The organism is Pseudomonas fluorescens (assembly GCF_000968015.1).
GTDB classification, from domain to species: Bacteria; Pseudomonadota; Gammaproteobacteria; order Pseudomonadales; family Pseudomonadaceae; genus Aquipseudomonas; species Aquipseudomonas fluorescens_W.
Genome location: NZ_LACH01000001.1, coordinates 224,238 through 249,682, shown reverse-complemented (window position 1 = coordinate 249,682; position 25,445 = coordinate 224,238). Strand labels below are relative to the sequence as shown.

The window sequence follows — 25,445 nt, the reverse complement described above, 5'->3', positions numbered from 1 at the left end:
TCATTTTCGCGTCACGAAAGTTCGAGTCCGGGTGAGCAGCATGTGGTGGAGCAACGGCAAGTCGCGAGTTACCGAAGGCGCACGGGCGCTGGCCTCGCCAATGATCATGTCCCTGGAGCCGCGCATGCTGTTCGACGGCGCGGTCGCGGCTACGGTGGCGGATGCCGCTCAGCCTGACAGCCATCCCACCGCCGATGCGGCCAAAACGCCGACGGCCGATCAAGCGGTGGCCAGCAAAGACACCCACGGCCAGGCCGATGCGACGCCTGCGACGGCGCCCGTTGCCGTGCCGGGGCAGAGCGTGGTGTTCGTCGATTCCCGGGTCAAGGACGCCGACAGCCTGCTCAAGGGTGTGGCGCCTGGTACTCAAGTGGTTCAGCTGGATGCGAGCAGGGACGGTTTGCAGCAGATTGCCGACTACCTCGATCACCATCAGGGCATCAGTTCGGTGCAGATCATTGCCCATGGCAACGCAGGCGATCTATGGCTGGGCGACAGCTATCTATCGGCCGACAACGTTGCGGCCCGCAGCGCCGTGCTGGCGGAAATCGGCAAGGACATGAATGTCGGCGGCGACATCATGATCTACGGCTGCTACACCGCCGAAGGTGAGCGTGGCTTGAATTTTGTCGACTCGCTGGCGCAATTGACCGGCCGCGATGTGGCCGCTTCGAGCAATCGGACCGGGATCGGTGGCGATTGGAATCTGGAGATCGTCACCGGCAACATCGAAAGCGCCAACGTCCTCTCGACTATGGCCATGAGTGAATATCAATGGGGCCTGGCGACCTGGACCGCCACCAACAATGCCAACACCGGGGTTGGCTCATTACGGGCCGCCATCGCCTCGGCGCAGAACGGCGATATCGTCACCTTCAGCACCGGCATGACGGTGCAGCTGACGTCCGAACTGCTGATCAACAAGAACATCACCGTCGATGGCGACCTGAACAATGACGGCGCGGCTGAAGTGATTCTTGATGGTCAGTACAAGACCCGAGTGATTGAAATCGCGGCGGGCAAAACCGTGACCCTTGATGGCCTGTTGATCACCCGAGGCCTGGTGTCGGGTACTGGCGGCAACGGTGGTTACGGTGCCACCGGGGCGATGGCCGGGGGGATCTTCAACGCAGGGAACTTGACCCTGAACAACGTGACCGTGACCTCCAACGGTGCTTCCGGTGGCGGTGGTGGCGGCGGTGTCACGGGCGCTTTTTACGGCGGCGGCGGTGGCGGTGGCGGCGGTCTGGGCGGCCAGGGCGGCGGGCATGGCGGTTCGGCAGGCCCGGGTACCGGCACGTTGGGCGGCCAGGCGGGCAGCGGCGGTGTCGGCGGTTACGGCGGCGGTTATGACGCGACCCACATGGGCGGTCGCGGCGGTACCACCACTGGCGGCGCCGGTGGGGTGGGCGTTTCCTATTACAGCAACGGCGGTAACGGTTCGACGGCCACCAACGGCACGATTTCCATTGGTGGCGGTGGCGGCGGGGCCGGTTGGGACAAGGTGGGTGGCGCCGGCGGCAACGCGGTGGGCGGGATCTACAACGCCAGCAGCGGCACCATCACCATCATCGGCACTTCGACCATCAGCAACAACATCGGCGCCGGTGGTGGCGGTGGCGGTGGCGGTGGCCAAGGCAGCAATGCCAGCAATGGCGGCATCGGCGGCCGGGGCGTCGGCGCGATCTGGAACAAAGGCACACTGCTGATGACGGCCGCCAATTTCGCCGCGCTGGCCGGTAATGCCGCGGCCAGTGGTGCAGGCGGTACCGCGCAGGGCGGAGGTACAACCGGCACCTCGCCGACCTCCTTCGCGACCATCTACAACGACGGCGGTGTACTCAACACTGCGTATTCGCCGCCGCCGACCGCGACCATTGTGGTCGCCGACACCACACTGAGCATCGGCGAAACGTCTTTAGTGACGATCACCTTCTCCGAGGCCGTGACCGGTTTCACCAACGCCGACCTGACCATCGCCAACGGCACCTTGAGTGCCGTCAGCAGCAGCGATGGCGGCATCACCTGGACGGCAACGTTCACGCCGACTGCCAGTATTTCCGATACGACCAATTTCATTACCCTGGACAACACCGGAGTGATAAACGGTCTGGGCACTGCCGGCGTCGGTACCACCAACTCCAATAACTACGTCGTCGACACCGCGCGCCCGACCGCCACAATTGTCGTGGCGGACAATGCGTTGAAAATCGGCGAAACCTCGCTGGTGACATTCACCTTCAGCGAAGCGGTCAGCGGGTTCACTAATGCGGACCTGACTATCGCCAACGGCACCTTGACCGCCGTGAGCAGCAGCGATGGCGGCATCACCTGGACGGGAACCTTGACCCCGACTGCCAGCATCACCGATACGACCAACCTGATCACCCTGGACAACACCGGGGTCAGCGACCTGGTGGGCAACACCGGCAGCGGCACCACCGATTCGAACAACTATGCCATCGACACCGTGCGGCCAACGGCGACCATTGTGGTGGCGGACAATGCGCTGAAAATCGGCGATACCTCGCTGGTGACATTCACCTTCAGCGAAGCGGTCAGCGGGTTCACCAACGCGGATTTGACCATCGCCAACGGCACGTTGACGGCCGTGAGCAGCAGCGACGGCGGCATCACCTGGACCGCCACGTTCACGCCTTCCGCGAGCATCAACGACACGACCAACCTGATCACCCTGGACAACACCGGGATCGCGGACCTGTCGGGCAACACCGGCACTGGCACCACCGATTCGAACAACTATGTGATCGACACAGTACGTCCGACCGCAACCATCGTCGTGGCCGACACTGCGCTGAAAATCGGCGAAACCTCGCTGGTGACCATTACATTTGCCGAGGCAGTGACCAGTTTCACCAACGCGGACCTGACCATCGCCAACGGCACCTTGACGGCCGTGAGTAGCAGTGACGGCGGCATCACCTGGACCGCGACCTTCACGCCAACCGCCAGCATCACTGACACGACCAACCTGATCACTCTGGATAACACCGGGGTCAGCGATCAGTCCGGCAACGCGGGCAGCGGCACTACGGATTCGAACAACTACGCGATCGACACCGTGCGGCCAACAGCAAGCATCGTGGTAGCGGACGCGGCATTGAAAATCGGCGAAACCTCGCTGGTGACCATCACCTTCAGCGAAGCGGTCAGCGGGTTCACTAATGCGGACCTGACGATTGCCAACGGCACCATGACGGCGGTGAGCAGCAGCGACGGCGGGATCACCTGGACCGCCACGTTCACGCCTTCCGCGAGCATCAACGACACGACCAACCTGATCACCCTGGACAACACCGGGATCGCGGACCTGTCGGGCAACGCCGGTAGCGGCACCACCGATTCCAATAACTATGCCATCGACACCGTGCGCCCGACCGCCACGATTGTGTTGGCCGATAGCGCCCTGACAGCGGGTGAAACCTCGCTGGTGACGATCACCTTCAGCGAAGCGGTCAGCGGTTTCACCAACGCGGATTTGTCCATCGCCAACGGCACATTGACGGCGGTGAGCAGCAGCGACGGTGGCATCACCTGGACGGCGACCTTCACGCCCACCGTTGGCGTGAATGACTCAAGCAACGTCATCACCCTGAACAATACCGGTGTGGCGGACGTGTCCGGCAACTCGGGTAGCGGCACCACCAACTCGGGCAACTACACGATCGACACCGTACCGCCGACCGCCACCATCGTGGTTGCCGACAGCGCGCTGAAAATCGGCGAAACATCCCTCGTAACCATCACCTTCTCAGAGGCCGTGACCGGTTTAACCAACGCCGACCTGACCATCGCCAACGGCACATTGACCGCGGTGAGCAGCAGCGACGGCGGCATTACCTGGACGGCGACTTTCACGCCAACTGCCAGCATCACCGATACGACCAACCTGATCACCCTGGACAACAGCGGCGTGCAGGCCACCAGCAGCGGTAACGTGGGCAGCGGCACCACCGATTCCAACAACTACGCCATCGACACCGTGCGCCCGACGGCCACGGTCGTGGTGGCGGACACTGCATTGAAAATCGGCGAAACCTCGCTGGTGACCATCACCTTCAGTGAAGCGGTCAGCGGTTTCACCAACGCCGATTTGACCATCGCCAACGGCACATTGACGGCGGTGAGCAGCAGCGACGGCGGCATCACCTGGACGGCAACCTTTACCCCGAGCGCCAGCATCAACGACACGACCAACCTGATCACTCTGGACAACACCGGGATCGCGGACCTGGCGGGCAATGCCGGTAGCGGTACAACCGATTCCAATAACTATGTGATCGACACGGTTCGCCCTACGGCGACCATCGTTGTGGCCGACCCGACCCTGAGTGCCGGCGAAACCTCGCTGGTGACCATTACGTTCTCAGAGGCGGTCAGCGGTTTCACTAACGCTGACCTGACCATCGCCAACGGCACCTTGACGGCCGTGAGCAGCAGCGACGGCGGCATCACCTGGACCGCGACCTTCACGCCCACCGTTGGCGTGAATGACTCAAGCAACGTCATCACCCTGAACAATACCGGTGTGGCGGACTTGGCTGGCAACACGGGCAGTGGCACTACCAACTCCGGCAACTACACCGTCGATACCGTGCTGCCGACCGCCACTATCGTGGTCGCCGATAACGCGCTGAAAGTCGGCGAAACATCGCTGGTAACCATTACGTTCTCTGAAGCGGTGACTGGCTTCAGCAACGCCGACCTGACCATCGCCAACGGCACGTTGACGGCGGTGAGCAGCAGCGACGGCGGCATCACCTGGATAGCGACCTTCACGCCGACTGCCAGCATCACCGATACGACCAACCTGATCAGTCTGGACAACAGCGGTGTGCAAAATGCTTCGGGCAACGCCGGCAGCGGCACTACCGATTCCAACAACTACGCCATAGATACCGTGCGACCAACCGCGACCATCGTCGTCGCGGATCCAACACTGGCGCTTGGCCAAACCTCGCTGGTGACCATCACTTTCAGCGAAGCGGTGACCGGTTTAACCCTTGCCGACTTCACTGTCGATAACGGCACCCTGAGCGGCCTGAGCACCAGCGATAACATCACCTACACCGCGACTTTCACGCCGGCGGCGAGCATCAACGATACGACCAATATCATCACGCTGGACAACACCGGCATTGCGGACGCGGCCAGTAACACTGGCTCGGGTACCACCGATTCCAACAACTACGTGATCGACAGCCTGCGTCCGACCGCCACGATTGTGGTCGCCGACAGCACGCTAAGCGCCGGCGAAACGTCGTTGGTAACCATCACGTTCAGCGAGGCGGTCAGCGGTTTCGACAACAGTGACTTGAGCATTCCTAACGGCACCTTGAGCGCGGTCAGCAGCAGCGACGGCGGCATCACATGGACCGCGACCTTCACGCCGACGGTCGGCGTCAGGGACACCACTAACCTGATCAGCCTGAACAATGGCGGCGTGGTCGACATTGCCGGCAACGCGGGCAGCGGCGTCACCCATTCGGCGAACTTCACCATCGACACCGTGCTGCCGACAGCCACCATCGTCGTCGCCGACAATGCGCTGAGCGTCGGTGAAACGTCGCTGGTCACTATTACCTTCAGCGAAGCCGTCAGCGGTTTCAGCAATGCCGACCTGACCATCGCCAACGGCACCTTGAGCGCCGTCAGCAGTGGCGATGGCGGCATCACCTGGACGGCAACATTCACCCCAACCAACGCCATCACCGACACCAGCAACCTGATCACCCTGGACAACACGGGTGTGCAAAACGCCTCGGGCAATGCCGGCAGCGGTACAACCGACTCGAACAACTACGCCATCGACACACAGCGTCCAACCGCGACCATCGTAGTGGCTGATGCAGCGCTGGGCGTTGGCCAGACCAGCCAGGTGACCATCACCTTCAGCGAGGCGGTGAGCGGTTTCACCAACTCGGATTTGACCATCGCCAACGGCACGTTGGCTGCGGTGAGCAGCAGCGACGGCGGCATTACCTGGACGGCGACCTTCACGCCAACCGCCGGCATCACCGACACGACCAACCTGATCACTCTGGACAACACCGGAGTCGCGGACCTGTCGGGCAACGCCGGCAGCGGCACCACCGACTCCAACAATTACGCTATCGACAGCCAGCGCCCGACCGCGACCATCGTGTTGAGCGATACAACCCTGAAACCGGGCGAAACCTCGCTGGTGACCATCACCTTCAGCGAGGCGGTGAGCGGTTTCGACAACAGCGATTTGGGCGTCGCCAACGGTACGTTAAGCAATGTCAGCAGCAGCGACGGCGGTATCACCTGGACCGGGACGTTTACCCCGACCATCGGCGTGACCGACGCCACCAATCTCATCACCCTGAACAACACCGGCGTCTTGGACCTGGCCGGAAACGCGGGCTCAGGCACGACCAACTCCGCCAACTATGTGGTGGAGACCCAGGTGCCGACCGCAACCATCGTGGTGGCCGACAATGCCCTCAAGGCCGGTGAAACCTCAGGGGTGACTATCACCTTCAGCGAAGCGGTGAGCGGTTTCACCAACGCGGACCTGACCATTGCCAACGGCACGCTGAGCAACGTGTCGTCCAGCGATGGCGGCGTTACCTGGACCGCCACCTTCACGCCCACCATCAATGTGACCGATACCAGCAACCTGATCAGCCTGGACAACAGTGGTGTGACCAACGCTTCGGGCAACAGTGGCGTGGGCGTAACCGATTCCAATAACTACGCCATCGACACGGCGCGGCCGACGGCGACCATTGTGGTGGCGGATAACCGCTTGGGCATCGGCGAGACGACCACGGTCACCATCACCTTCACCGAGACGGTCTCAGGTTTCGACCTGTCGGACCTCAGCGTTGCCAATGGCACCTTGTCCAACCTGCTCAGCAGCGATGGTGGCAAGACCTGGACCGCCACGCTGACCCCGACAGCCAACATCAACGACACCTCCAACCTGATCCTGCTCGACACCGGCAACGTGGCCGACGCTGCTGGCAACCTCGGCGCGACAATCGCGATCTCCAACAATTACGCGCTCGATGCGACTCGGCCGACCGCCATAATCGTCGTTGCCAACCCGAACCTGAGCATCGGCCAGACCACGCTGGTGACGATCACCTTCAGCGAAGTGGTAAGCGATTTCGATCTGTCGGACCTCAGCGTCACCAACGGCGAATTGACCAACCTGACCAGCAGCGATGGCGGCAAGACCTGGACGGCGACCTTCACGCCGACTGCGAGCATCACCGACCCGAGCAACTTCATCGCGCTGGACACCAGCAACGTCAGCGACGGTTCGGGCAATACCGGCATTGGTGTGGCGGTGTCCAATAACTACACCATCGACACCGTGCCGGTGCAGACGCCTGCCGTGGTCGTGACGCCCGACCCGCTGGCCCGGGTCCCACCACCGGTGACCGTATCCGATCAGCCCAACGTACCACTGCAACCGATCATCTTTGCCCCACCCACCGGTGATCTCGGCTCACCGCTGACCTTCATCCCATTGTTCGAAAGCCGCGTGATCGGCAATGGCATCCGGCCGCTGGGCGACATTTTCATAAACCACGGCGCGCTGGCGCCCAGCTTCATCGCACAGGTATTCAGCAGCAGCGACAGCGGTGGCGAAGGCTCTGGCCAGGGGTTCCTCGGTGTTGGTGGTGGCGATGGCGGGGTGTTCAGCACCAGCACGCTGTCGAGCCTGTTCAATCAGGACACCGGCAGCGAGCGAGGTGAGCTGAATTCTTTCGGCAGTCATTCGATCAAGGGCGGAGATGTTTCCCAAGGGCTGCGCGGCGTGTTTGGCGCGTTGACATTGAACCAGCAATTGCAACAGATCAAAGACACCGAGCAACGGCAGGTCGACACCCTGGCCGCGGCGTTGAAGCAAGGCGGCATCAGCGAAATGCAGGCATGAAAAACCCTTAAAACAATGCAGTACCCAGGGGCAGTCAAGGATGAATAGAAGTCACATGTTGTTCGGCGCCAGCCTGCTGGCGCTTGCGATAAGCGGATGTGCAGTCACCAGTGAACCGATTGAACGCAGGGTCAGCGAACAGCGCGCCAGGAGCGACCTGCAGAACATGTACAAGGATCAGGAGCCCCTCAGCGGTCCGCTGACCCTGCATCAAGCCATGGCCCGCGCGGTGAAGTACAACCTCGAAGGCCGGCTCAAAATCATGGAAGAGGCCCTGGCCAAGCGCCAACTCGACCTCGCCAGTTTCGACATGTTGCCGCGCATGGCGCTGGACGCCGGGTACGTCGGCCGCAACAACGTCAACGCCTCCAGCAGCCAGAGCGTACGGACCGGCACTCAGTCTTTGGAGCCATCGACCTCTCAGGACCGCGACCGTGACGTCGCTGACCTGACCATGGTCTGGAACGTGCTCGATTTTGGCGTCAGCTACATCAGCGCCAAGCAACAGGGCGACCAGCGACTGATCGTTCAGGAACGTCGGCGCAAGGTGATCAACACCATCGTTCAGGACGTGCGCTCGGCCTATTGGCGAGCCATGGCCGCCGAGCGTTTGCTCAAACAGATCGACAGCCTCATGGCCCGGGTCGACACCGCGCGCGGCAACAGCCAAAGCATGAGCCAGCAGCGAATCGGCGATCCGATTCAGGCACTGGGTTATCAACGCTCGCTGATCGAAGCCACTCGCCAACTGGAAGAACAGCGTCGTGCGCTGTCGCTGGCGAAAACCGAACTGGCGACCCTGATCAATCTGCCGCTGGGCACCGACCTGACCTTGGCGACCCAGGACGACTATGTCATTCCGGAATTGAAAGTTGACCTCGCCAGCCTGGAACAGGAAGCCCTGACCAGTCGTCCCGAGCTGCGCGAACAGGATTACCAAAGCCGCATCAGCGCGGCCGAAACCCGCAAAGCCATGTTGCGGCTGCTGCCGGGGCTGGAGTTCTCGGCCGGCGGGCATTACGACAGCAACTCGTTCCTGGTGGAGCAGGGCTGGGCCGACTACGGCGTGAAAGTGACGTGGAACCTGTTCAACGTGATCTCCGCACCGGCGGCGATCAACGTTGCCAAGGCCGGCGAAGAAGTCGCCGCAGCGCGCCGTCAGGCCATGTCGATCGCGGTGCTGGCGCAACTTTATGTGGCCAACGCCAACTACCGCGAGGCGTTGCGGCAGTTCAAGACCAATCAGCAACTGTCGGACATTGACGGACAGATCGTTGGCCAGCTGCGCAACCGTTATCAGGCGGCCAGTCTGGGTGAACTGGACTTGATCCAGGGCGAACTGAACACCTTGCAGGCCGATTTGCGTCGCGACCTGTCGTACGCCGATCTGCGTAACGCTTACGGCCAGATTTTTGCCAGTGCGGGGCTCGATCCGCTGCCGGATCAGGTGCAATCCACCGAAGTGCAATCCATTGCCACCGCATTGGCCACCCGCGAAGCAGCGTGGGCGGCCGGTAATATCACGACGCCGGTGACCCATGCCCAGGTCCAATAACCTGCTGGCACCGACGGCGAGCATCAGCCGCGAACAACGAGAGGTCCGTAACGGCCATCGCGGCACGGCGATTTTGCTGACCGGTTTGCCGGCGGCGGGCAAATCGACCCTGGCCCAGGCGCTGCACGCCGAACTGTTCGAGCACGGCGTGCAGAGCATCGTGCTCGATGGCGACGGGCTGCGGGTCGGGCTCAATCGCGATCTCGGTTTTGCCGACAGCGATCGCCTGGAGAACATCCGTCGCGCCAGCGAAGTCGCGGCGCTGCTGGTGGAGAACGGGCAGATCGTCATCCTGGCGATGATCACGCCGCTGGTGGAGTTGCGTGAGGTGTTTGCCCGGCGACTGGGCGAGGATTACCGCGAGGTCTGGTGCAGCGCTTCCCTGTCGGTGTGCGAGCAGCGCGACCCGAAAGGTCATTACGCCCGAGCACGACGGGGTGATTTGCCAGGATTTACAGGTGTGTCTGCGCCGTATGAACCGCCGCCGTCCGCCTCCCTGGTGCTCGATACCGGCGTGCAGTCGGTTGAGGCTTGTCTCGATCACTTGCTGACCTGGCTCGGCGAGTGTGCGGTGTTGCCGAAGCGATGAACCGACCGGCGTTCTCGCGCTTGCCGGTGATGGTGGATTTGCCGCTGCTGTTGCAGGCGCTGGCGGCGATTGGCGACGACGCGTGGCAGGCTCATTTCAATAGCGCTTACTACGCAGGGGAATGGAGCGGTGTCGCGCTGATTTCGGCGGCGGATGCGTTGACTGAATTGTCGCCCGGGCGCGGTGAACCGTTGTTGCGCGCGCCGTGGTTGCGGGATGTCCGATGGCAGCAAGGATTGCGCGATCTGCCACTGGACATCGTCTGCGCGCGGCTATTGCGGCTGGGTCCGGGTGGGCAGATTCACGAGCATCGCGACTACGACCTTGGCGGGCCAGACGCTGATCTGCGCCTGCATATCCCGCTAGTCAGCGCGCCTCACGTGGACTTTATGCTGGACGGCCAGCGCATGCCGATGGCTGCCGGTGAGTGCTGGTTTCTCGACCTGTCACGACCTCATCGTGTGGACAATCGTGATACTCAAGCGCGCATTCATCTGGTGCTTGATTGCCGGCCCGGTGCCTGGCTGGATCAGGCGATATCTGACGGGCTGGCGACGACGCCGCGTCCTGATGTCGGTCATGGATTTTTTGCGCAGTTCAACGCGCTGGTGGAAAGCGATCCACAACTGAGTAAAACCTTGCAGGGTATGCAGGACAGCGAAGCGTTTATCGCCCGCGCGCTGGAACTGGGGGCCGAGCGGGGTTTGCCATTTACCCGCGAACAACTGCGTGCGGCGATGCGCGACGGTCGGCGTCGATGGAACGAACAATGGAGCGCCTGAATCTCGAGGGGTGGTTGCCGATTCGCGTCTGGCCGGTCGCAGGTCAGTGGCGGGTTGACTGGTGCTGGTTCGGCGACACGCGGCTGCATCAACCGTTTTTTCGCGATGCGGTGGAGGACGCGTTGAGGCTACCGTTCAATCAGGCATTTCGCCGGGAAACGCCGTTGTCGGCGCTCACTGACTGGCAGGTGTGCAGTCCTGGACTGACGCCCAGTGCCTTCATTTTTCATGCGTCCCGCTGCGGTTCGACCCTGGTCAGTCAGATGCTCGCCCGACTCGACAGCCACATCGTCATCAGTGAGCCACCGCCGTTGGATGCTTTGCTGCGCAGTGATTTGCCGTTAGCCGAAAGGCGTGCCGCCATTAAAGGGTTGTTGTCCGCCTATGGCCAGCGTCGGCTCGGCGTCGAGCAGCGACTGGTGATCAAGCTCGATGCCTGGAACATCGCTGAACTGCCTCTGTTGCGCGAGTGTTTTCCCAAGACACCGTGGTTGTTTTTGTACCGTGATCCGCTGGAAATTGCTGTTTCGCATCTGCGTCGCCCGGGCATGCACATGGTGCCGGGGATGATTGATGAGCTGCCATTTGATGGCCGCGAGGATTACATCGCCCGTCGGTTGGGAAGGTTGCTGGAATCGGGGTTGGCGTACTGTCGGGAATTTGGTGGGTTGGCGGTGAATTACAGCGAATTGCCGGGGGCGATGGCGGGGCGGTTGGCTGAGTTTTTTGGGTTGGATGATGTGCAGCGTGAGCAAGTATTTGCGGCGGTGGGGCAGCATGCCAAGCAGCCGTCAGATGTGTTTGTCGGGGACAGTGATAGCAAGCGCCGCGAGGCCTCAGTGCTGTTGCACGAACGTGTGGAGCGTTGGGCGCGAGTGCCTTATGAGGCATTGGAAAAAGATCGCCGTGATAATCGCTGATTCATTCATTGACTGTACTGACGCCATCGCGAGCAGGCTCGCTCCTACATTTGGAATGCATTCCCCTGTAGGAGTGAGCCTGCTCGCGAAAGCGGTGGTCAATTCAACACAAATCTACCTGGCTAAACCTTGACCCGAGCCTGCATAACCTCCGACTCCTCCCAATGATCCAGCGCTCGCTCGACGAGCAACTGCACGCCATCGGCCATGCGACTGAGCGCCAAGGCTACCGAGCGCCGTGTCCCGTCCACATCGTCCGCCAGATTGGCAGCGATGGCGCTGATGGACAGCAAGTCTTCGGAGGCGTTGGCCAGAAGGGATTCGGTCTTGACATCGGGGGCGACGGTGAAGAGGTTGCCTTTGCGGTGTTTGGGCGGTTTTTCGGTGGTCGGGGGGAAGTAGTGGGTGAAGGCGCGGTCGGCGGCTTCTTTGAGTTTTTCGTCTTCGAGGGAATTTTCGGAATCGGTTCCAGAGTTCTCTGGAGGATTCGGAGTAATTTTGTGCATATATAAAAGATCCTAAACAGTAAGTGGGGGCCGTCACCGTTCGCTTGCACGCGAATAGGGTGGCGGCCGTGCGCAGGTGTGCAAGACCGGGACTGTTTAGGACACCCAGCAGATCCGAGGATCTCCTGCGCGCAGCCGCCATAAAGCAATGAGCCATGGCAATTGCGACCTAAACAGTTTCGTCGGACTTGCACGTCCGTGTCACCGATTATTCAGTGACAAAGCCAGACTAGACCTAGGTTTGGGCCGGAACAAGTTCACCAACACCACTACAACTTGAAGGAAATCTCCGACGGGGTTACCGGACGTTGGTGTCTGTGGGGAAGGTCAAAAGATCGCAGCCTTCGGCAGCTCCTACAGGTGTACGCCGCGCCCATGTAGGAGCTGCCGAAGGCTGCGATCTTTTGGGGCTATCAGGATTTGGACGACAAATCCGCCATCCCCTTGAGCAACTCGATCGGCAGCGGAAAGACAATCGTCGAACTCTTGTCCCCGGCAATCGAACTCAATGTCTGCATATACCGCAACTGCATGGCCCCAGGCTGGCGCCCAAGCATTTCGGCGGCCTGCATGAGTTTTTCCGAGGCCTGCAATTCGCCTTCAGCGTGGATCACCTTGGCCCGGCGCTCCCGTTCGGCTTCGGCCTGTTTGGCGATGGCGCGGATCATCGATTCGTTGAGGTCCACGTGCTTGATCTCGACGTTGGCGACCTTGATGCCCCAGGCGTCGGTCTGGGCATCGAGCACTTGCTGGATGTCGATGTTCAACCGCTCACGTTCGGCCAGCAATTCATCGAGTTCATGTTTACCGAGCACGGCTCGCAACGTGGTTTGAGCCAATTGGCTGGTGGCCATGAGAAAGTCTTCGACCTGGATGATCGCCTTTTGCGGATCGAGGACGCGGAAATACAGCACCGCGTTGACCTTGACCGAGACGTTGTCGCGGGTGATCACGTCTTGCGGCGGAACGTCGAGGACCACGGTACGCAAGTCGACGCGAACCATTTGCTGCACTACCGGAATCAGCAGGATCAGGCCAGGGCCTTTGACCTGCCAGAAGCGTCCGAGCTGGAAGACCACTCCGCGCTCGTATTCGCGCAGGATGCGGAAGGTCGACCCCGCCAGTGCAATCACCAGTAACAGCAGCGCGGCAAAACCCAGTTGCAGGCCCATGGTTATTCTCCACCTGGCGCCGCGTCAGCCGCGGCCACTTCCAGCAATAATCCCTTGCGTGCCACCACCCGGACCCGTTGCCCGGGTTGCAGCGGCGTGGCGCTGAGTACTTGCCACTTTTCTCCTTGCAGGTGCACCCAACCGTTGTAGGCATTGCCGGCCAGCGACATCACCGGGGTCACACTACCCACCAGTCCTGCATCGCCACTGACGTTTTCGCGCGGTCGGGTTTTCAGGGCGTGGATCAGCAGGAAAATCAGCAACAGGGCACTGATCAGTCCCAGGCCGATCATCAACGGAACCGGCACCTCGGTGTTGGTCAGAATCACCGCACCGATCACGAACATCACAATGCCGCCCAGACCGATCACGCCGTAATTGGGCAGGGCCGCTTCGGCGACCAGAAACGCGATGCCGAACGTGATCAGCCAGATCCCGATGGGGTTGGGCACCAGCAGGACGACGGTGTCCGCCGCGAATACCGAACCGCTCAAGGCCAACAGCAGCGCAACTGCACAACAACGAGTGTTCACTTGACCCTCCGGGAGAGTCATTGATGGTTCTTTATACAGTCTAGCTGAGCTCTGAATTGTACGAATTTTGATCAGTTGTTGACGTTGTTCCGGCGGGCAGATTTCCCGCGCGATGGCGCCAGCGGGCCTAGACTTTTAGTGGAGAGAAAAGGTTTAACCATCGTCCGCGAAACGTTGTTGCGGACTCCGAGGTGCATCATGCGTATGGCAAGAACTGTGCAGGACAGCCTGAACAAGGCTCAATGCGAATTTGACGTCGTCACCCATCCGCACTCGGCCAGCAGCCTTGAAACGGCGCGGGTCGCGGGTATTCCTGCCGAACGGGTGGCCAAATCGGTGATCCTCGACGACCACCACGGCCATTACCTGATGGCTGTGCTGCCAGCGAGCCGTCACCTGGACCTGAGCAAAGTACGCGGCAGTGGCGAATGGCAGATCACCCGGGAAAGCACCCTGGCGCATCTGTTCCAGGACTGCGAACGCGGCGCGGTGCCTGCGCTGGGCGAATCCTATGGCCTGGACATGGTCATCGACCCACTGCTGACCCGGCAAAAAGACATCTACCTGGAGGCTGGTAACCACAACAACCTGGTGCACATGAGCGTGCCGGAATTCCTGAAAATGGTGCCGCATGCTGAAGTGTGCGAGTTGAGTCAGTAGCTTTTCGGTGTCAGTAACACCGCCATCGCGAGCAAGCTCGCTCCCACAGGGGTACGCGATTCCTGTGGGAGCGAGCTTGCTCGCGATTGACTGCGAAGCAGTCACCCTCCATTTCAAGCATTACAAAGGAGCCCACCATGGAATCCCCAACCCACAGCCTCCCCAACCTGTTCAAACAACTCGGCCTGCCTGATGACGCCGAAAGCATCGACAAATTCATCGCCACCCATTCACCGCTCAAACCCGAATTGCACCTGGCGGATGCGTTCTTCTGGAGCCAGAGCCAAGCGCAGTTTTTGCGCGACGATATTCTGGATGACGCCGATTGGGCTGAGGTGGTGGATCAGTTGGATGTGCTGTTGAGGAAGGGGCGGGGGGTGTAAAAAATCTGAGCGCAAAACCTTGTCACAGCTTTTCTGAAAGGTATTACCTGAGCTGAAGTAGCTTTCATGGCGTTGAGTCCGACCATGAGACCGAGTCATGCAACGTGTTTTGGCAGAAAGAGTCATCAGCATCTCTGAGCTCGCGAAAAACGCAGGAGCTACAGTACGCGAAGCGCAAGCCGGACCTATTGCGGTGCTGGAAAACAATAAGATCAAGGCCTATCTGGTTTCGGCAGATCTTTATGAAGCGATGCTGGTACGTCTAGGCGATTTCAATCAGGCGTCCTGATGGATCGTAAAAAAGCTGTCCGTCCGCCTGAGAATTGTTTCAAAACTTGACCAACTTTCCCCGCAAATGCCATATTGATAGTTAGCAAACTAACAGTGTGTGCATTCCCTCGTGCCGAACAACCTCGACGCTCTCCAGATGAACATCAGCAGCTCCATGGTGGTGGCCGCCAGGCATTGGCGGAAGATCTGCCAGACCACGCTGGTCAACTATGGAATCTCCGAAGCCTGCGCCGCCCCGCTGTTGATGATCGGGCGTTTGGGCGAGGGTGTGCGGCAGGTGACGGTAGCCCAGGCGGCCGGGATGGAGAGCCCATCGCTAGTGCGCCTGCTGGATCAGCTGTGTCATGCCGGCTACGTGTGCCGTACCGAAGACGCCCATGACCGTCGCGCCAAATGCCTGAGCCTGACCGAGACCGGTCGTGAATTGGTGCAAGCCGTCGAAATCGAGCTGGTGCGCTTGCGCCATGAAGTGCTCGAAGGGATCGATCAGAATGATCTGGAAGCGGCGTTGCGGGTTCTGAGGGCTTTTGAATCGGCCAATCATTTACCGGTGATCAACCCTTGAGCGGATTTTTTACCGGCATGCCCCCGGCGCGGGACTGGTTCTACGGTGTGCGAACGTTCGCGGCATCGATGATCGCGTTGTACATCGCCATGCTCATGCAAATGCCCCGGCCTTATTGGGCGATGGCCACGGTCTACATCGTTTCCAGTCCGTTTGTCGGCCCTACCAGTTCCAAGGCGCTGTACCGCGCAGTCGGCACCCTTCTCGGTGCCGCCGCCGCGGTTTTTTTCGTGCCGATGTTTGTCCAGAGCCCCTATGTACTGGTGGTGGTCATTGCGCTGTGGACAGGGATTTTGCTGTTTCTGTCGCTGCACCTGCGCACGGCTAACAGTTACGCCCTGATGCTCGCCGGTTATACCTTGCCGCTGATTGCCCTGCCGGTGGTGAATAACCCCTTGGCGGTGTGGGACATCGCAGAGGCGCGGACGGAAGAAATCTTCCTCGGCATCGCCGTGGCCGCGGTGGTCGGCGCCATGTTCTGGCCTCGGCGGCTGGCGCCGGTGTTCAACGATTCAGTGAACAAATGGTTTGCTGATGCTTCGACTTACAGCCTGCGTTTCCTCAGCCGCAACGTGCAGCCGGACGAAGTCAGTGCGCTACGTTCGTCGATGGTCGCGACCTTCAATACGCTGGAATTGATGATCGGTCAGTTGCCCCACGAAGGCGCACGGCCGCAAACGGTGCGCAACACCAAGGAACTGCGCGGTCGCATGATTCACCTGCTGCCAGTGATCGACGCCCTCGACGACGCGCTCTATGCCCTTGAGCGGCGCACGCCCGAGCTTGTGGATAAGTTCGCGCCGCTGTTGGCCGCGACCACCGAATGGCTCGGCCACAAAGACGCCGACCTCGCCCGCTGGCAAGCGCTGAAAGATCAACTCGAAGCCCTTCAACCGTCCGCCGAAGCGTTGGATGATCGCAAGCAGTTGCTGTTTTCGAACGCCCTGTATCGCCTCGGCGAGTGGATCGATGTGTGGCAGGACTGTCGCAGTCTGCAGTACGCCATCCAGTGCGAAAGCCAGGACAGCTGGCGCGCGGTCTATCGGCACTGGCGGCTTGGTCGGCTGTCGCCGTTTCTCGACCGTGGGCTGATGCTCTATTCGGCGGCGTCCACCGTCACCGCCATCATCGTCGCTTCGGTGCTGTGGATTCTGCTCGGCTGGACCGACGGTGGCGCCGCAGTGATTCTGGCGGCAGTGGCGTGCAGCTTTTTCGCGTCGATGGACGACCCGGCACCGCAGATCTACCGATTCTTTTTCTGGACGGCGATGTCGGTGTTGTTCGCCAGTCTTTATCTGTTTCTGGTTCTGCCCAACCTGCATGATTTCCCGATGCTGGTGTTGGCGTTTGCCGTGCCGTTCATTTGCATCGGCACCCTGACGGTCAAGCCGCAGTTCTATCTGGGCATGCTGCTGACCCTCGTCAACACCTCGTCCTTCATCAGCATTCAGGGCGTCTACGACGCGGATTTCCTCAGTTTCGCCAACTCCAACCTGGCCGGTCCCGTGGGCTTGTTGTTCGCGTTTGTCTGGACCCTGATCGCCCGGCCGTTCGGCGCCGAACTGGCGGCCAAGCGCCTGACCCGTTTCAGCTGGCGCGACATTGTCAGCCTCACCGAACCGGCCACGTTGTCTGAGCACCGGCACTTGGGTGTGCAGATGCTCGATCGCCTGATGCAGCACTTGCCGCGCCTGGCCATGACCGGCCAGGACACCGGCATCGCCCTGAGGGAAGTGCGCGTGGCGCTGAACCTGCTGGATTTGCTCGCCTATACACCGCGAGTCCTCGGCGCACCGCAAGTGCTGCTGCACCAGGTGGTGGCCGAGGTCGGCGAGTATTTCAAGGCCTGCCTAAAGGCTGGCGAGCGGTTGCCGGCGCCGAGTCCGTTGCTGATGACCCTGGATCGCACCCGCCGTGCCCTCAACACGGAGTGCGATGAAGGTGCGCGCCTGCATCTGCTGCACGCCTTGAGCGGCCTGCGTCTGTCGTTGCTGCCAGGGGTGGAATTCGTCGTCGCCGGCGAGCTCGAAGAACCGCTTCCCCATGGCATCGATGGAGCGCCTTTATGATCGGTGATCTGGATATCAGCGGGGTGTTCTTGCCCACGCTGCTGGTGCTGATGGGCATTACGTACGTGTTGTTCCTGCTGGTGCACGGGTTGCTGACGCGTCTGCACTTTTACCGTCTGGTCTGGCACCGGGCATTGTTTAACGTGGCTCTCTACGCTTTGCTGCTCGGCGCCGTGGACTCACTCAGTCGATACCTGATGACATGAAAAAACCTTTTTTGACCATCGGTCGCGTGGTGCTGACCCTGCTGATCGTGACCTTCGCCGTTGTCGTGGTCTGGCGCATGGTGATGTATTACATGTTCGCGCCCTGGACCCGGGACGGCCACATCCGTGCCGACATTGTGCAGATCGCGCCGGACGTGTCCGGGTTGATCCAGCGGGTCGACGTGCGCGACAACCAATTAGTGAAACGTGGCCAGGTGCTGTTCAGCATTGATCAGGATCGTTTCAAACTGGCCCTGCGTCAGGCCAAGGCGGCGGTCGCCGACCGTCAGGAAACCCTGGCGCAGGCGCAACGCGAAGCCAAGCGTAACCGTGGCCTCGGCAATCTGGTGCCGGGCGAGCAGCTGGAAGAGAGCCAGTCCCGGGTGGCCCGCGCCGAAGTGGCGCTGATGGAAGCCCAGGTGGCGGTGGACAGCGCCCAGCTCAACCTCGACCGCTCGACCATTCGCAGCCCAGTGGACGGTTACGTCAACGACCGTGCACCGCGCAACCAGGAATTCGTCACCGCCGGGCGTCCGGTGTTATCGGTGGTGGACAGCAATTCATTCCACATCGACGGTTATTTTGAAGAAACCAAACTGGACGGCATTCATGTCGGCCAGAGCGTCGATATTCGGGTGATCGGCGACCGCGCTCGCCTGCGCGGGCATGTGGAAAGCATCGTCGCCGGCATCGAAGACCGCGACCGCAGCAGCGGCAGTAACTTGCTGCCCAACGTCAATCCAGCGTTCAGCTGGGTGCGGCTGGCGCAGCGGATTCCGGTGCGGATTGCATTCGATGACGTGCCGGCGGATTTCCGCATGATCGCCGGTCGCACGGCGACGGTTTCTATTATGGATGACCACCAGCAGGAGTCCGCGAAATGAGCAGGGTCTCGGGTTTGGCTATCGCCGGATTAGGCCTGTTGCTGTCGGCCTGCCAGGTGGTCGGGCCGGATTATCACTTGCCGGACGAGGCCGCCGTACACCGTGAAGACTTGCAGGGCGACTTGGCGGTGAACGGCAAAAATGTCGTCTCGGCACCGGTGCCCAGCGATTGGTGGCGCTTGTATCAGGACCCGCGCCTCGATCAATTGGTCGAGCAGGCCATGGCCTCCAACACTGATTTACGCGTGGCGGCGGCGAACCTTTCCCGGGCGCGCGCGCAGGTCGATGAAGCTCAAGCGGCAGGTGGCTGGAGCGGCGGGGTGAAGATGGGCGCCCAGCGTTTGCAGGAGTCCGGCGAAGCATTCCTGCTACCGGAGAAAGTGCCGGTGGCCAACGTCGGCGACATTGGCATTACCACCTCGTATCAGTTCGATTTATTCGGCACTTTGCAGCGCGGCATCGAGGCGGCCAAGGCCAATGCCGATGCGACGCAAGCTGCGGCCGATACCGCGAGAATTACCTTGGTAGCCGATGTCGTTCGGGCCTACACCCAAGTCTGCGCGGCCAACGAAGAGCAGGGAATCGCCCAGCATTCCCTCGACTTGCAAGCTCAGAGCACCACGCTGATCCAGCGTCTGCGCGACGCCGGGCGTGGCGATGAAACCCAGGTCACCCGCTCGCAAACCCAATTCAAATCCTTGCGCGCCGACATGCCGCGTTATGAGGCGGCCCGTCAGGCCGGGTTGTTCCGGTTGTCGATGCTGCTGGCCAAACCTGTCGATCAATTGCCGCCAGGCACCAGCGACTGCGCGGAACTGCCGAAGATTGCGCAATTGTTGCCGGTCGGTGACGGCGCGACGTTGCTCAAGCGCCGTCCCGATGTGCGGCAGGCCGAGCGACGACTGGCCGCCGCGACCGCCGGCATCGGCATCGCTACTGGCGAGCTGTACCCGGACATCAGCATCGGCGCGACCGTGGGGACCGTCGGCATCCTGGAAAACCTCGGCAAGCCGGCGACCAATCGCTGGGGCTTCGGGCCGTTGCTGACCTGGACCGTGCCGTCCAACGGCTCCCGGGCGCGAATCCGCGAGGCCGAAGCAACGACCCAAGGCGCGCTGGCGCATTTCGATGGCGTAGTGCTCAACGCCATCCGCGAGACCCAAACCGGCCTGGCCCAGTACTCCGCGTTGTTACAACGTCGCGACGCACTGGCCGACGCCGAGCAATCGGCGCAACTGGCGGCAGACCAGACCCACCGCTTCTTCCAGGCCGGCCGCGCATCGTTCCTGGCGGACCTGCAAGCGACCCGCACCTACACCGACGTGCGGGCGCAACTGGCTTCCGCCAGCACGCAGGTTGCCATGAGCCAGATCGATTTGTTCCTGGCCTTGGGTGGCGGGTGGGAAAGCGGACGAACGCAAGGCACGAACTCCGGCAAACCCTGAGGCCGTTGCTATGCTTTGACTTGATGAGGTCGCGCGTCGAACTCATCAATCAAGGCTCGCGTTGGTCATGGGGATTCCAATAATGAAAAACCCTTATGCTCCCGGCTTCTGGTGCGCTATAGCGGCATTGGTGTTGCTATCGGCCACTTATTTCTACGGCATCATGCTGGCCAACCAGATCGACAAGGCGCTGGTGTTCCTCGACAGCGCCGCGGCACTGATTGCCGTGATGGCAATCGTGGTGGTGGCCTGGGCTTCGGTCCAGGGTCAGCGCATCAAAAAAAGACAGCTCGAACAAGGCAAGACCCTGGTGCTCATCTGGGACACCAAGGTCGCGCTGCGCCGTGTCGAAACGGTGTTCGATCGGTATTTCTGGGGCAGTTACTGGCAACCGGGGCGCACGTTCCAGGAAGTCATGGGCGAACTCACCGGCACGCCGCTGGAAAAAAGCCTCGAAACCCTGAAAAAACAATGTCAGGCGCTGGACAAGCAAGTGTCCGACGACGGCTGGCACTGGCTCAATAACGCCAGGGAACTCTCCGATGTCGCCACCGCCATGGCCCGCGAACGTTACCAACTGGACTTCTGCGACCCGCGCTCGGAATCCCCAAGCGGCACGGCGGTGATCAATCGCGACTTCGAAGTGCTGGTCTATACGTGGACCGCACGGCTCAAGAGCTTTGATCATCAGCTTGATGAGATCGAGGTTCAGTATTCCTGATGCTGTGTTGGCAGGACTGACGCCATCGTCGGATCGCCGCCCGGAGCAAGCTCGCTCCCACAGGAATTGCGCTAAACCTGTGGGAGCGAGCTTGCTCGCGATGGCGATTTTATATCCGCCGAAACTCTCAGCCCCTGCGTACGGTCCATAGACACTCTTTAACCTTTAATCATTGGGCCGCCCCGTGCGCCTGATGCTAATCTCCATCGCACTTTTAACGCAGTCGTGACCGTAACCCGTCATGGGTTCAGGGAAGACGACCACACTTCAAACAACGGACATTGATCGGGTCATTCATGAATAAATCAGCAGGCGTGCTTCTTGGAATCGTCGTTGCCATCGGTGCAATCAGCGCCGGCGGTGCCTGGTACACCGGCACCAAACTCGACGGTGTGCTGAACGCCTCGATCGCCGACGCCAACAAAGAGCTGCAAGCCGCGCTGGTCGGTTCCAACGGCACGGCGTCGCTGGAGCTGGTGTCGCTGGAGCGTCATGTGTTCAGCAGCACCGCACACTACCGCCTCAAGGGCGAGGGCGAGATGTTCGGCGAGGCCCCGGTGGAGTTGCTGTTTGTCGATCACATCGAACACGGTCCGCTGCCGTTTTCGCGCCTGATGTCGTTGAAGTGGCTGCCGGTCCTGGCCACCAGTCACTACGAACTGGAAAGAACGCCTAACACCGAGAAGTGGTTCGCCGCTGCCAAGGACAAGTCCCCACTCACGGGTGTGGTCAACATCGGCTACGACAATGCCACCAACGGCACCCTGCAATTGCTGCCGCTGGACGTGGCGCTTGACGACAAGTCCAACCTGAAATTCTCCGGGCTGAACCTCGATGTCGCCGCCAGCGCTCAAGCGCAGAAGGTCAAGGCCGACGGTTACATGGACAGCCTGACCCTGAGCACGTTGGCTGAAGATCAGACGCCGGTGAAGGTCGAACTGAACGGCCTGACCCTGGCCAGTAACCTGACAAAAAGTACCTACGGCTATTACACCGGCGAGAACACCGTCGAGCTGACCGACAGCAAGACCACCTTCGGCGCCAAGCAGTCGGTCTTGGGTTTCAAGAAATTTGAAATGAAGAACCAGACCGAAGAATCCGGTACCAGCGCTTCGGGGCGTGCCGATTACAAGGTGGGTGAGGTGAGCCTGAACGGTAAGGCTGTCGGCTCTGCGCAGATGGCCATGAGCCTGAAGAACCTCGACATCCCGGCAACAATGTCGCTGATGCAGATTTACCAGACCAAACTGCAGCCGTACGAGCGGGCCGCTGCTGAGGCCGTCGCTGCCGGTGAACCGGCGCCAGAGCTGGTCCTGACCCCGGCCGAAGAGGCGCAGGTCAAAACCGGCCTGGAGAAACTGCTGGCCGCCGGCCCGCAGGTTGCCCTGGAGAATCTGTCGTTCAACACCCCCAATGGCGAAAGCCGCGCCAACCTGGTGCTCGACCTGACCAAACCTCAATCCATGGACCTGCCGCCAGACCAGTTGACCCAACAACTGATCGCGCTGCTGGACGTCAACGTGAAAGTGTCCAAGCCAATGCTCGTTGACTTACTGAGCGTGCAGTCGCAAATCGACGGTCAGACCGACGCCAAGCTCATCGCCGATCAGGCCACTGCCACCGCCGACATGTTTGGCAGCATGGCAGTCGGTACGCAGTTGGCAAAACTGGAAGACAACAACATCGTCGCTAAACTGCACTACGCCAATAATCAGGTGGAATTCAACGGCCAGAAGATGACCGTCGAAGAGTTTGTCGGGTTTGTCATGAGCAAATTCGGCGGGAATGTCGCCGTCGAGTAAAGCCAGGGTTTACAGACCGACGCCCGGCCTCTGCGCAACGCAGACGCCGGGCGTTTTGCTGTCTGGCTTGTGGCGAGGGAGCTTGCTCCCGCTGGAGGCCGAAGGACTCCCACATCCCGTTAATTCAGGTCCCGAATCAGCCGCCACGCCTCGTCCACCGACAACGGCTGTTTCATCCGTTCGGCGAGCAGCGCTATCGCACGCTCTTCATCGCAAGCCACTGCGGCGACCACCAACCCGTCCTTGCCGAACAGGCCGATAAAGGGAGGATGGTCAGGGTCACCTTTGAACTCGACCTCATCCCAGGTCGCGGCGTGGCCGAGGTAGTCGTAGTTTTTACCGAAGTGCCAGGTCCAGAAATAGGGCACGTCGAGGTAATGCTCGTCGCCGCCGAGCATGTTCATCGCTGCGATCCGTGCCTGCTGCTGTGCCAGGCGCCAATGTTCGATTCGTTGGGGCTGGCCGTTGAGCGGGAAGGTCGCGATATCGCCGGCCGCCCAAAGCCCATCGGTCACGCGCATCCCGCCGTCGACCTTCAGCGATTGGTCCTTTTCCAGGGGAAGGCCGGTAAATGCGGTTGCCGGGCTGACGCCAATGCCGACCAACACCAGATCCGCCGGTAAACGTTGACCGTTGTCCAGGCGCACCGCTTCAACCTTGGTCGTTCCTTCGACGCGCGTTGCGTTGCCATCCGTATGAAACACCACGCCGTTGGCCTCGTGCAGGGCACGAATCGATTTGCCGACGGCGTCGCCAAACTGTTTGGCAAAAGGTATTGCGTGGCGGGCCAGAACGGTGACGTCCAGACCGTATTGACGCAGGGAGGACGCGGATTCCATGGCAATAAAGCTGTCGCCGATGATCACCGCCCGTTGGCCCGGTTTTGCCGAGCCCAGAATCCGCTGCGCCTGATCCTTCGACCGCAGCACGAACACCTGCGGCAGGTCGGCGCCAGGCAGCGTAAGCGGATTGGGTGTGCCACCGGTGGCGAGCAGCGCAGCGTCGTAGCTCAGCGATTGACCATCAGACAGGTGCAACGTTTTGTTCGCGGCGTCCAGGCTCGTCACTTCAGCGTTTATTCGCTCAATGCGCTGTTCGCGGTAAAAGTTTTCATCACGCAGTGGCGGGACTTCTTCCGGCGGCATCTCCCCAGCAATCACGAATTTGCTCAAGACCGTGCGGTCGTACCCGGCGTCGGTTTCACGGTCGATCAACAGCACCCGGCCACCGAAGCCCTTTTCGCGCAACGCTGCCGCGCACGCGGTGCCTGCCGCACCGGCACCGATGATCACAAACGTTCGCGCGTCGTCGGCCGGTGGGGTATGAGCGTCGGACATCGGCTGATCGTCGACCCAGACCTCGTCACCGCGCACTTCCAGCGGATAGCGCTTGAGGCTGTCCAGGGCCGGTGGTTCGCACAGCGCACCGTCTTCGATCCGATAAACAGCCTTGTGCCACGGGCAGATCAAACGTCCGTCGCACAGAGCGCCTTCGGCCAGCGGCGCCCCGGCATGGGGGCATTCGCCCTGAAAGGCGCGTAGTTGATCGCCCACCCGCAACAGGACAATTTTCGTGTCTGCGATCTGGACCTCAAGGCCCCGGTTTTCGGACACATCGGCGAAACGGGCGACGCGGTGCAGTGCCATGATCACTCTCCAGGCAAGCGTTTCACTAAAGAGTTTGGCGCTTATATGGAGGTTCAGCCAATTCCCGCTGCCACCGAATGAACGGTCCGGCTATAGTTTGCACGCCGACGACGGCCCCACCCGCACAAGGTGCTCCGGTATGACCCGATTGACCTCTCTGAACCCTTGGCTGGCGGCCGTTGCAGTCGCCCTTTGCGTGCAATTTCCGGCGCAGGCCCAGGAGCGCTTTACCCTGAACATCCCAGGTGTCACCGACGATCGACTGTTCACCTCGGCTGCCGCCAGCGATGCGCCCAATTGTGGTGGGCACAACCAGTCACCGGCCTTGAATTGGAACGCCGGCCCGCCGGGCACCCTCAGTTACGCCATCGTCATGCACGATCCTGACGGTCAAAAAGGCCAAGGCGTCGATCACTGGGTGCATTACGGCATCAAAGCCGCGACGCATCAGATTGCCGCTGGCGTCGGCGCAAAATCCGCCCTTGAAGGCGTCAGTGGCACCAACAGCAAAGGCACCGCCGGTTATGTCGGCCCTTGCCCGCCGGTCGGCGACAGCGCGCACCACTACATCATCCAGCTCTATGCCCTGGACCTGGCGCCGGAAGCTTTGCCCGCCGGCCTGACGCGCGCGCAGCTACTGGAAAAAATAAAAGGCCATGTGCTGAAAAACAGCAGTGTGGTGCGGCGTTATCACCGCTGAAGTTTTTTTCGGCCGGTTTAACCCGAACCTGAAAAGGGGCTCGTCTCAGAGGATGAATGGACCAATTTCCTCCTGAGGTCAGC

Annotated in this window: 20 protein-coding genes; 16 read left to right on the top strand and 4 right to left on the bottom strand. The window is 61.0% G+C overall.

Translation table 11 applies throughout. The features are described from left to right. The first annotated feature begins 40 nt into the window (after positions 1-40). From VD17_RS01125 to VD17_RS01105, 5 genes are read left to right on the top strand one after another with little or no spacing between them, the layout of a single operon-like run. The gene (locus tag VD17_RS01125; protein ID WP_259674523.1) at positions 41-7,933 is read left to right on the top strand and encodes an Ig-like domain-containing protein; all 7,893 of its coding nucleotides are present in this window, start codon (positions 41-43) and stop codon (positions 7,931-7,933) included. Between the two features lie 40 nt (positions 7,934-7,973). Next, positions 7,974-9,488, top strand: a complete 1,515-nt coding sequence (locus tag VD17_RS01120) for a TolC family protein (RefSeq protein WP_046052306.1) — start codon at positions 7,974-7,976, stop codon at positions 9,486-9,488. Continuing rightward, positions 9,472-10,077: an adenylyl-sulfate kinase gene (cysC, locus tag VD17_RS01115; protein ID WP_046052305.1), complete on the top strand. Its 606-nt coding sequence runs from the start codon at positions 9,472-9,474 to the stop codon at positions 10,075-10,077. The genes VD17_RS01120 and cysC overlap by 17 nt, the downstream gene beginning before the upstream one ends. Further along, positions 10,074-10,859 (top strand): aspartyl/asparaginyl beta-hydroxylase domain-containing protein, encoded by a 786-nt coding sequence (locus VD17_RS01110; protein WP_046052304.1) that lies wholly within the window; start codon positions 10,074-10,076, stop codon positions 10,857-10,859. Before cysC ends, VD17_RS01110 begins: the two co-directional genes overlap by 4 nt. Beyond that, complete coding sequence (locus tag VD17_RS01105) at positions 10,847-11,779, top strand: aspartyl beta-hydroxylase (RefSeq protein ID WP_046052303.1); 933 nt, start codon at positions 10,847-10,849, stop codon at positions 11,777-11,779. The genes VD17_RS01110 and VD17_RS01105 overlap by 13 nt, the downstream gene beginning before the upstream one ends. A 122-nt stretch (positions 11,780-11,901) precedes the next feature. On the opposite strand, the gene VD17_RS01100 is transcribed toward VD17_RS01105, so the two are convergent. The 3 genes from VD17_RS01100 to VD17_RS01090 all read right to left on the bottom strand — a co-directional run bounded on the left by VD17_RS01100 (position 11,902) and on the right by VD17_RS01090 (position 13,990). After that, complete coding sequence (locus VD17_RS01100) at positions 11,902-12,285, bottom strand: DUF6124 family protein (protein ID WP_046052302.1); 384 nt, start codon at positions 12,283-12,285, stop codon at positions 11,902-11,904. Between the two features lie 413 nt (positions 12,286-12,698). Next, the gene (locus VD17_RS01095) at positions 12,699-13,457 is read right to left on the bottom strand and encodes a slipin family protein (protein ID WP_008148132.1); all 759 of its coding nucleotides are present in this window, start codon (positions 13,455-13,457) and stop codon (positions 12,699-12,701) included. 2 nt (positions 13,458-13,459) lie between these two features. After that, a complete protein-coding gene (locus tag VD17_RS01090) occupies positions 13,460-13,990 on the bottom strand; it encodes an NfeD family protein (protein WP_046052332.1) in 531 nt (176 codons plus the stop codon). A gap of 198 nt (positions 13,991-14,188) precedes the next feature. Here VD17_RS01090 and VD17_RS01085 point away from each other — a divergent pair, with 198 nt between their 5' ends. The 10 genes from VD17_RS01085 to VD17_RS01040 all read left to right on the top strand — a co-directional run bounded on the left by VD17_RS01085 (position 14,189) and on the right by VD17_RS01040 (position 23,016). Further along, positions 14,189-14,650, top strand: coding sequence for an aminoacyl-tRNA deacylase (locus tag VD17_RS01085; protein WP_033058638.1), 462 nt, complete (start codon positions 14,189-14,191; stop codon positions 14,648-14,650). Positions 14,651-14,787: 137 nt separating this feature from the next. Then, positions 14,788-15,033: a DUF2789 domain-containing protein gene (locus tag VD17_RS01080; protein ID WP_046052301.1), complete on the top strand. Its 246-nt coding sequence runs from the start codon at positions 14,788-14,790 to the stop codon at positions 15,031-15,033. Between the two features lie 97 nt (positions 15,034-15,130). Beyond that, on the top strand, positions 15,131-15,322 hold the full coding sequence (locus VD17_RS01075; protein ID WP_046052300.1) for a type II toxin-antitoxin system Phd/YefM family antitoxin: 192 nt from the start codon (positions 15,131-15,133) through the stop codon (positions 15,320-15,322). A 138-nt stretch (positions 15,323-15,460) separates the two neighbouring features. Continuing rightward, positions 15,461-15,889, top strand: coding sequence for a MarR family winged helix-turn-helix transcriptional regulator (locus VD17_RS01070; protein WP_046052299.1), 429 nt, complete (start codon positions 15,461-15,463; stop codon positions 15,887-15,889). Next, positions 15,886-17,958 carry an FUSC family protein gene (locus tag VD17_RS01065; protein WP_046052298.1) on the top strand — a complete coding sequence of 691 codons (2,073 nt, stop codon included), beginning with the start codon at positions 15,886-15,888 and terminating at the stop codon, positions 17,956-17,958. Before VD17_RS01070 ends, VD17_RS01065 begins: the two co-directional genes overlap by 4 nt. Continuing rightward, complete coding sequence (locus VD17_RS01060) at positions 17,955-18,164, top strand: DUF1656 domain-containing protein (protein WP_008148151.1); 210 nt, start codon at positions 17,955-17,957, stop codon at positions 18,162-18,164. Before VD17_RS01065 ends, VD17_RS01060 begins: the two co-directional genes overlap by 4 nt. Next, positions 18,161-19,048, top strand: a complete 888-nt coding sequence (locus tag VD17_RS01055; RefSeq protein ID WP_046052297.1) for an efflux RND transporter periplasmic adaptor subunit — start codon at positions 18,161-18,163, stop codon at positions 19,046-19,048. Before VD17_RS01060 ends, VD17_RS01055 begins: the two co-directional genes overlap by 4 nt. Then, a complete protein-coding gene (locus VD17_RS01050) occupies positions 19,045-20,493 on the top strand; it encodes an efflux transporter outer membrane subunit (protein WP_046052296.1) in 1,449 nt (482 codons plus the stop codon). The genes VD17_RS01055 and VD17_RS01050 overlap by 4 nt, the downstream gene beginning before the upstream one ends. An 82-nt stretch (positions 20,494-20,575) precedes the next feature. Continuing rightward, complete coding sequence (locus tag VD17_RS01045; protein WP_046052295.1) at positions 20,576-21,214, top strand: hypothetical protein; 639 nt, start codon at positions 20,576-20,578, stop codon at positions 21,212-21,214. Positions 21,215-21,510: 296 nt separating this feature from the next. Continuing rightward, positions 21,511-23,016, top strand: a complete 1,506-nt coding sequence (locus tag VD17_RS01040) for a YdgA family protein (protein ID WP_046052294.1) — start codon at positions 21,511-21,513, stop codon at positions 23,014-23,016. A 119-nt stretch (positions 23,017-23,135) separates the two neighbouring features. Here VD17_RS01040 and VD17_RS01035 read toward each other — a convergent pair whose 3' ends face one another. Further along, entirely contained in the window at positions 23,136-24,662 is a 1,527-nt protein-coding gene (locus VD17_RS01035) for an apoptosis inducing factor family protein (RefSeq protein ID WP_046052293.1), read from the bottom strand. Positions 24,663-24,801: 139 nt separating this feature from the next. On the opposite strand from VD17_RS01035, the gene VD17_RS01030 reads away from it, so the two are divergent. After that, positions 24,802-25,362 carry a YbhB/YbcL family Raf kinase inhibitor-like protein gene (locus VD17_RS01030; protein ID WP_046052292.1) on the top strand — a complete coding sequence of 187 codons (561 nt, stop codon included), beginning with the start codon at positions 24,802-24,804 and terminating at the stop codon, positions 25,360-25,362. The last annotated feature ends 83 nt before the right edge of the window (positions 25,363-25,445 follow it).

Bases quoted from the DNA above. Each gene is read 5' to 3' on its own strand.
- VD17_RS01105 (WP_046052303.1), top strand. From the start codon at position 10,847: ATGGAGCGCCTGAATCTCGAGGGGTGGTTGCCGATTCGCGTCTGGCCG.
- VD17_RS01095 (WP_008148132.1), bottom strand. From the start codon at position 13,457: ATGGGCCTGCAACTGGGTTTTGCCGCGCTGCTGTTACTGGTGATTGCA.
- VD17_RS01120 (WP_046052306.1), top strand. From the start codon at position 7,974: ATGAATAGAAGTCACATGTTGTTCGGCGCCAGCCTGCTGGCGCTTGCG.
- VD17_RS01070 (WP_046052299.1), top strand. From the start codon at position 15,461: ATGAACATCAGCAGCTCCATGGTGGTGGCCGCCAGGCATTGGCGGAAG.
- VD17_RS01055 (WP_046052297.1), top strand. From the start codon at position 18,161: ATGAAAAAACCTTTTTTGACCATCGGTCGCGTGGTGCTGACCCTGCTG.
- VD17_RS01035 (WP_046052293.1), bottom strand. From the start codon at position 24,662: ATGGCACTGCACCGCGTCGCCCGTTTCGCCGATGTGTCCGAAAACCGG.
- VD17_RS01030 (WP_046052292.1), top strand. From the start codon at position 24,802: ATGACCCGATTGACCTCTCTGAACCCTTGGCTGGCGGCCGTTGCAGTC.
- cysC (WP_046052305.1), top strand. From the start codon at position 9,472: ATGCCCAGGTCCAATAACCTGCTGGCACCGACGGCGAGCATCAGCCGC.
- VD17_RS01085 (WP_033058638.1), top strand. From the start codon at position 14,189: ATGCGTATGGCAAGAACTGTGCAGGACAGCCTGAACAAGGCTCAATGC.
- VD17_RS01125 (WP_259674523.1), top strand. From the start codon at position 41: ATGTGGTGGAGCAACGGCAAGTCGCGAGTTACCGAAGGCGCACGGGCG.
- VD17_RS01080 (WP_046052301.1), top strand. From the start codon at position 14,788: ATGGAATCCCCAACCCACAGCCTCCCCAACCTGTTCAAACAACTCGGC.
- VD17_RS01050 (WP_046052296.1), top strand. From the start codon at position 19,045: ATGAGCAGGGTCTCGGGTTTGGCTATCGCCGGATTAGGCCTGTTGCTG.
- VD17_RS01040 (WP_046052294.1), top strand. From the start codon at position 21,511: ATGAATAAATCAGCAGGCGTGCTTCTTGGAATCGTCGTTGCCATCGGT.
- VD17_RS01100 (WP_046052302.1), bottom strand. From the start codon at position 12,285: ATGCACAAAATTACTCCGAATCCTCCAGAGAACTCTGGAACCGATTCC.
- VD17_RS01110 (WP_046052304.1), top strand. From the start codon at position 10,074: ATGAACCGACCGGCGTTCTCGCGCTTGCCGGTGATGGTGGATTTGCCG.
- VD17_RS01060 (WP_008148151.1), top strand. From the start codon at position 17,955: ATGATCGGTGATCTGGATATCAGCGGGGTGTTCTTGCCCACGCTGCTG.
- VD17_RS01075 (WP_046052300.1), top strand. From the start codon at position 15,131: ATGCAACGTGTTTTGGCAGAAAGAGTCATCAGCATCTCTGAGCTCGCG.
- VD17_RS01045 (WP_046052295.1), top strand. From the start codon at position 20,576: ATGAAAAACCCTTATGCTCCCGGCTTCTGGTGCGCTATAGCGGCATTG.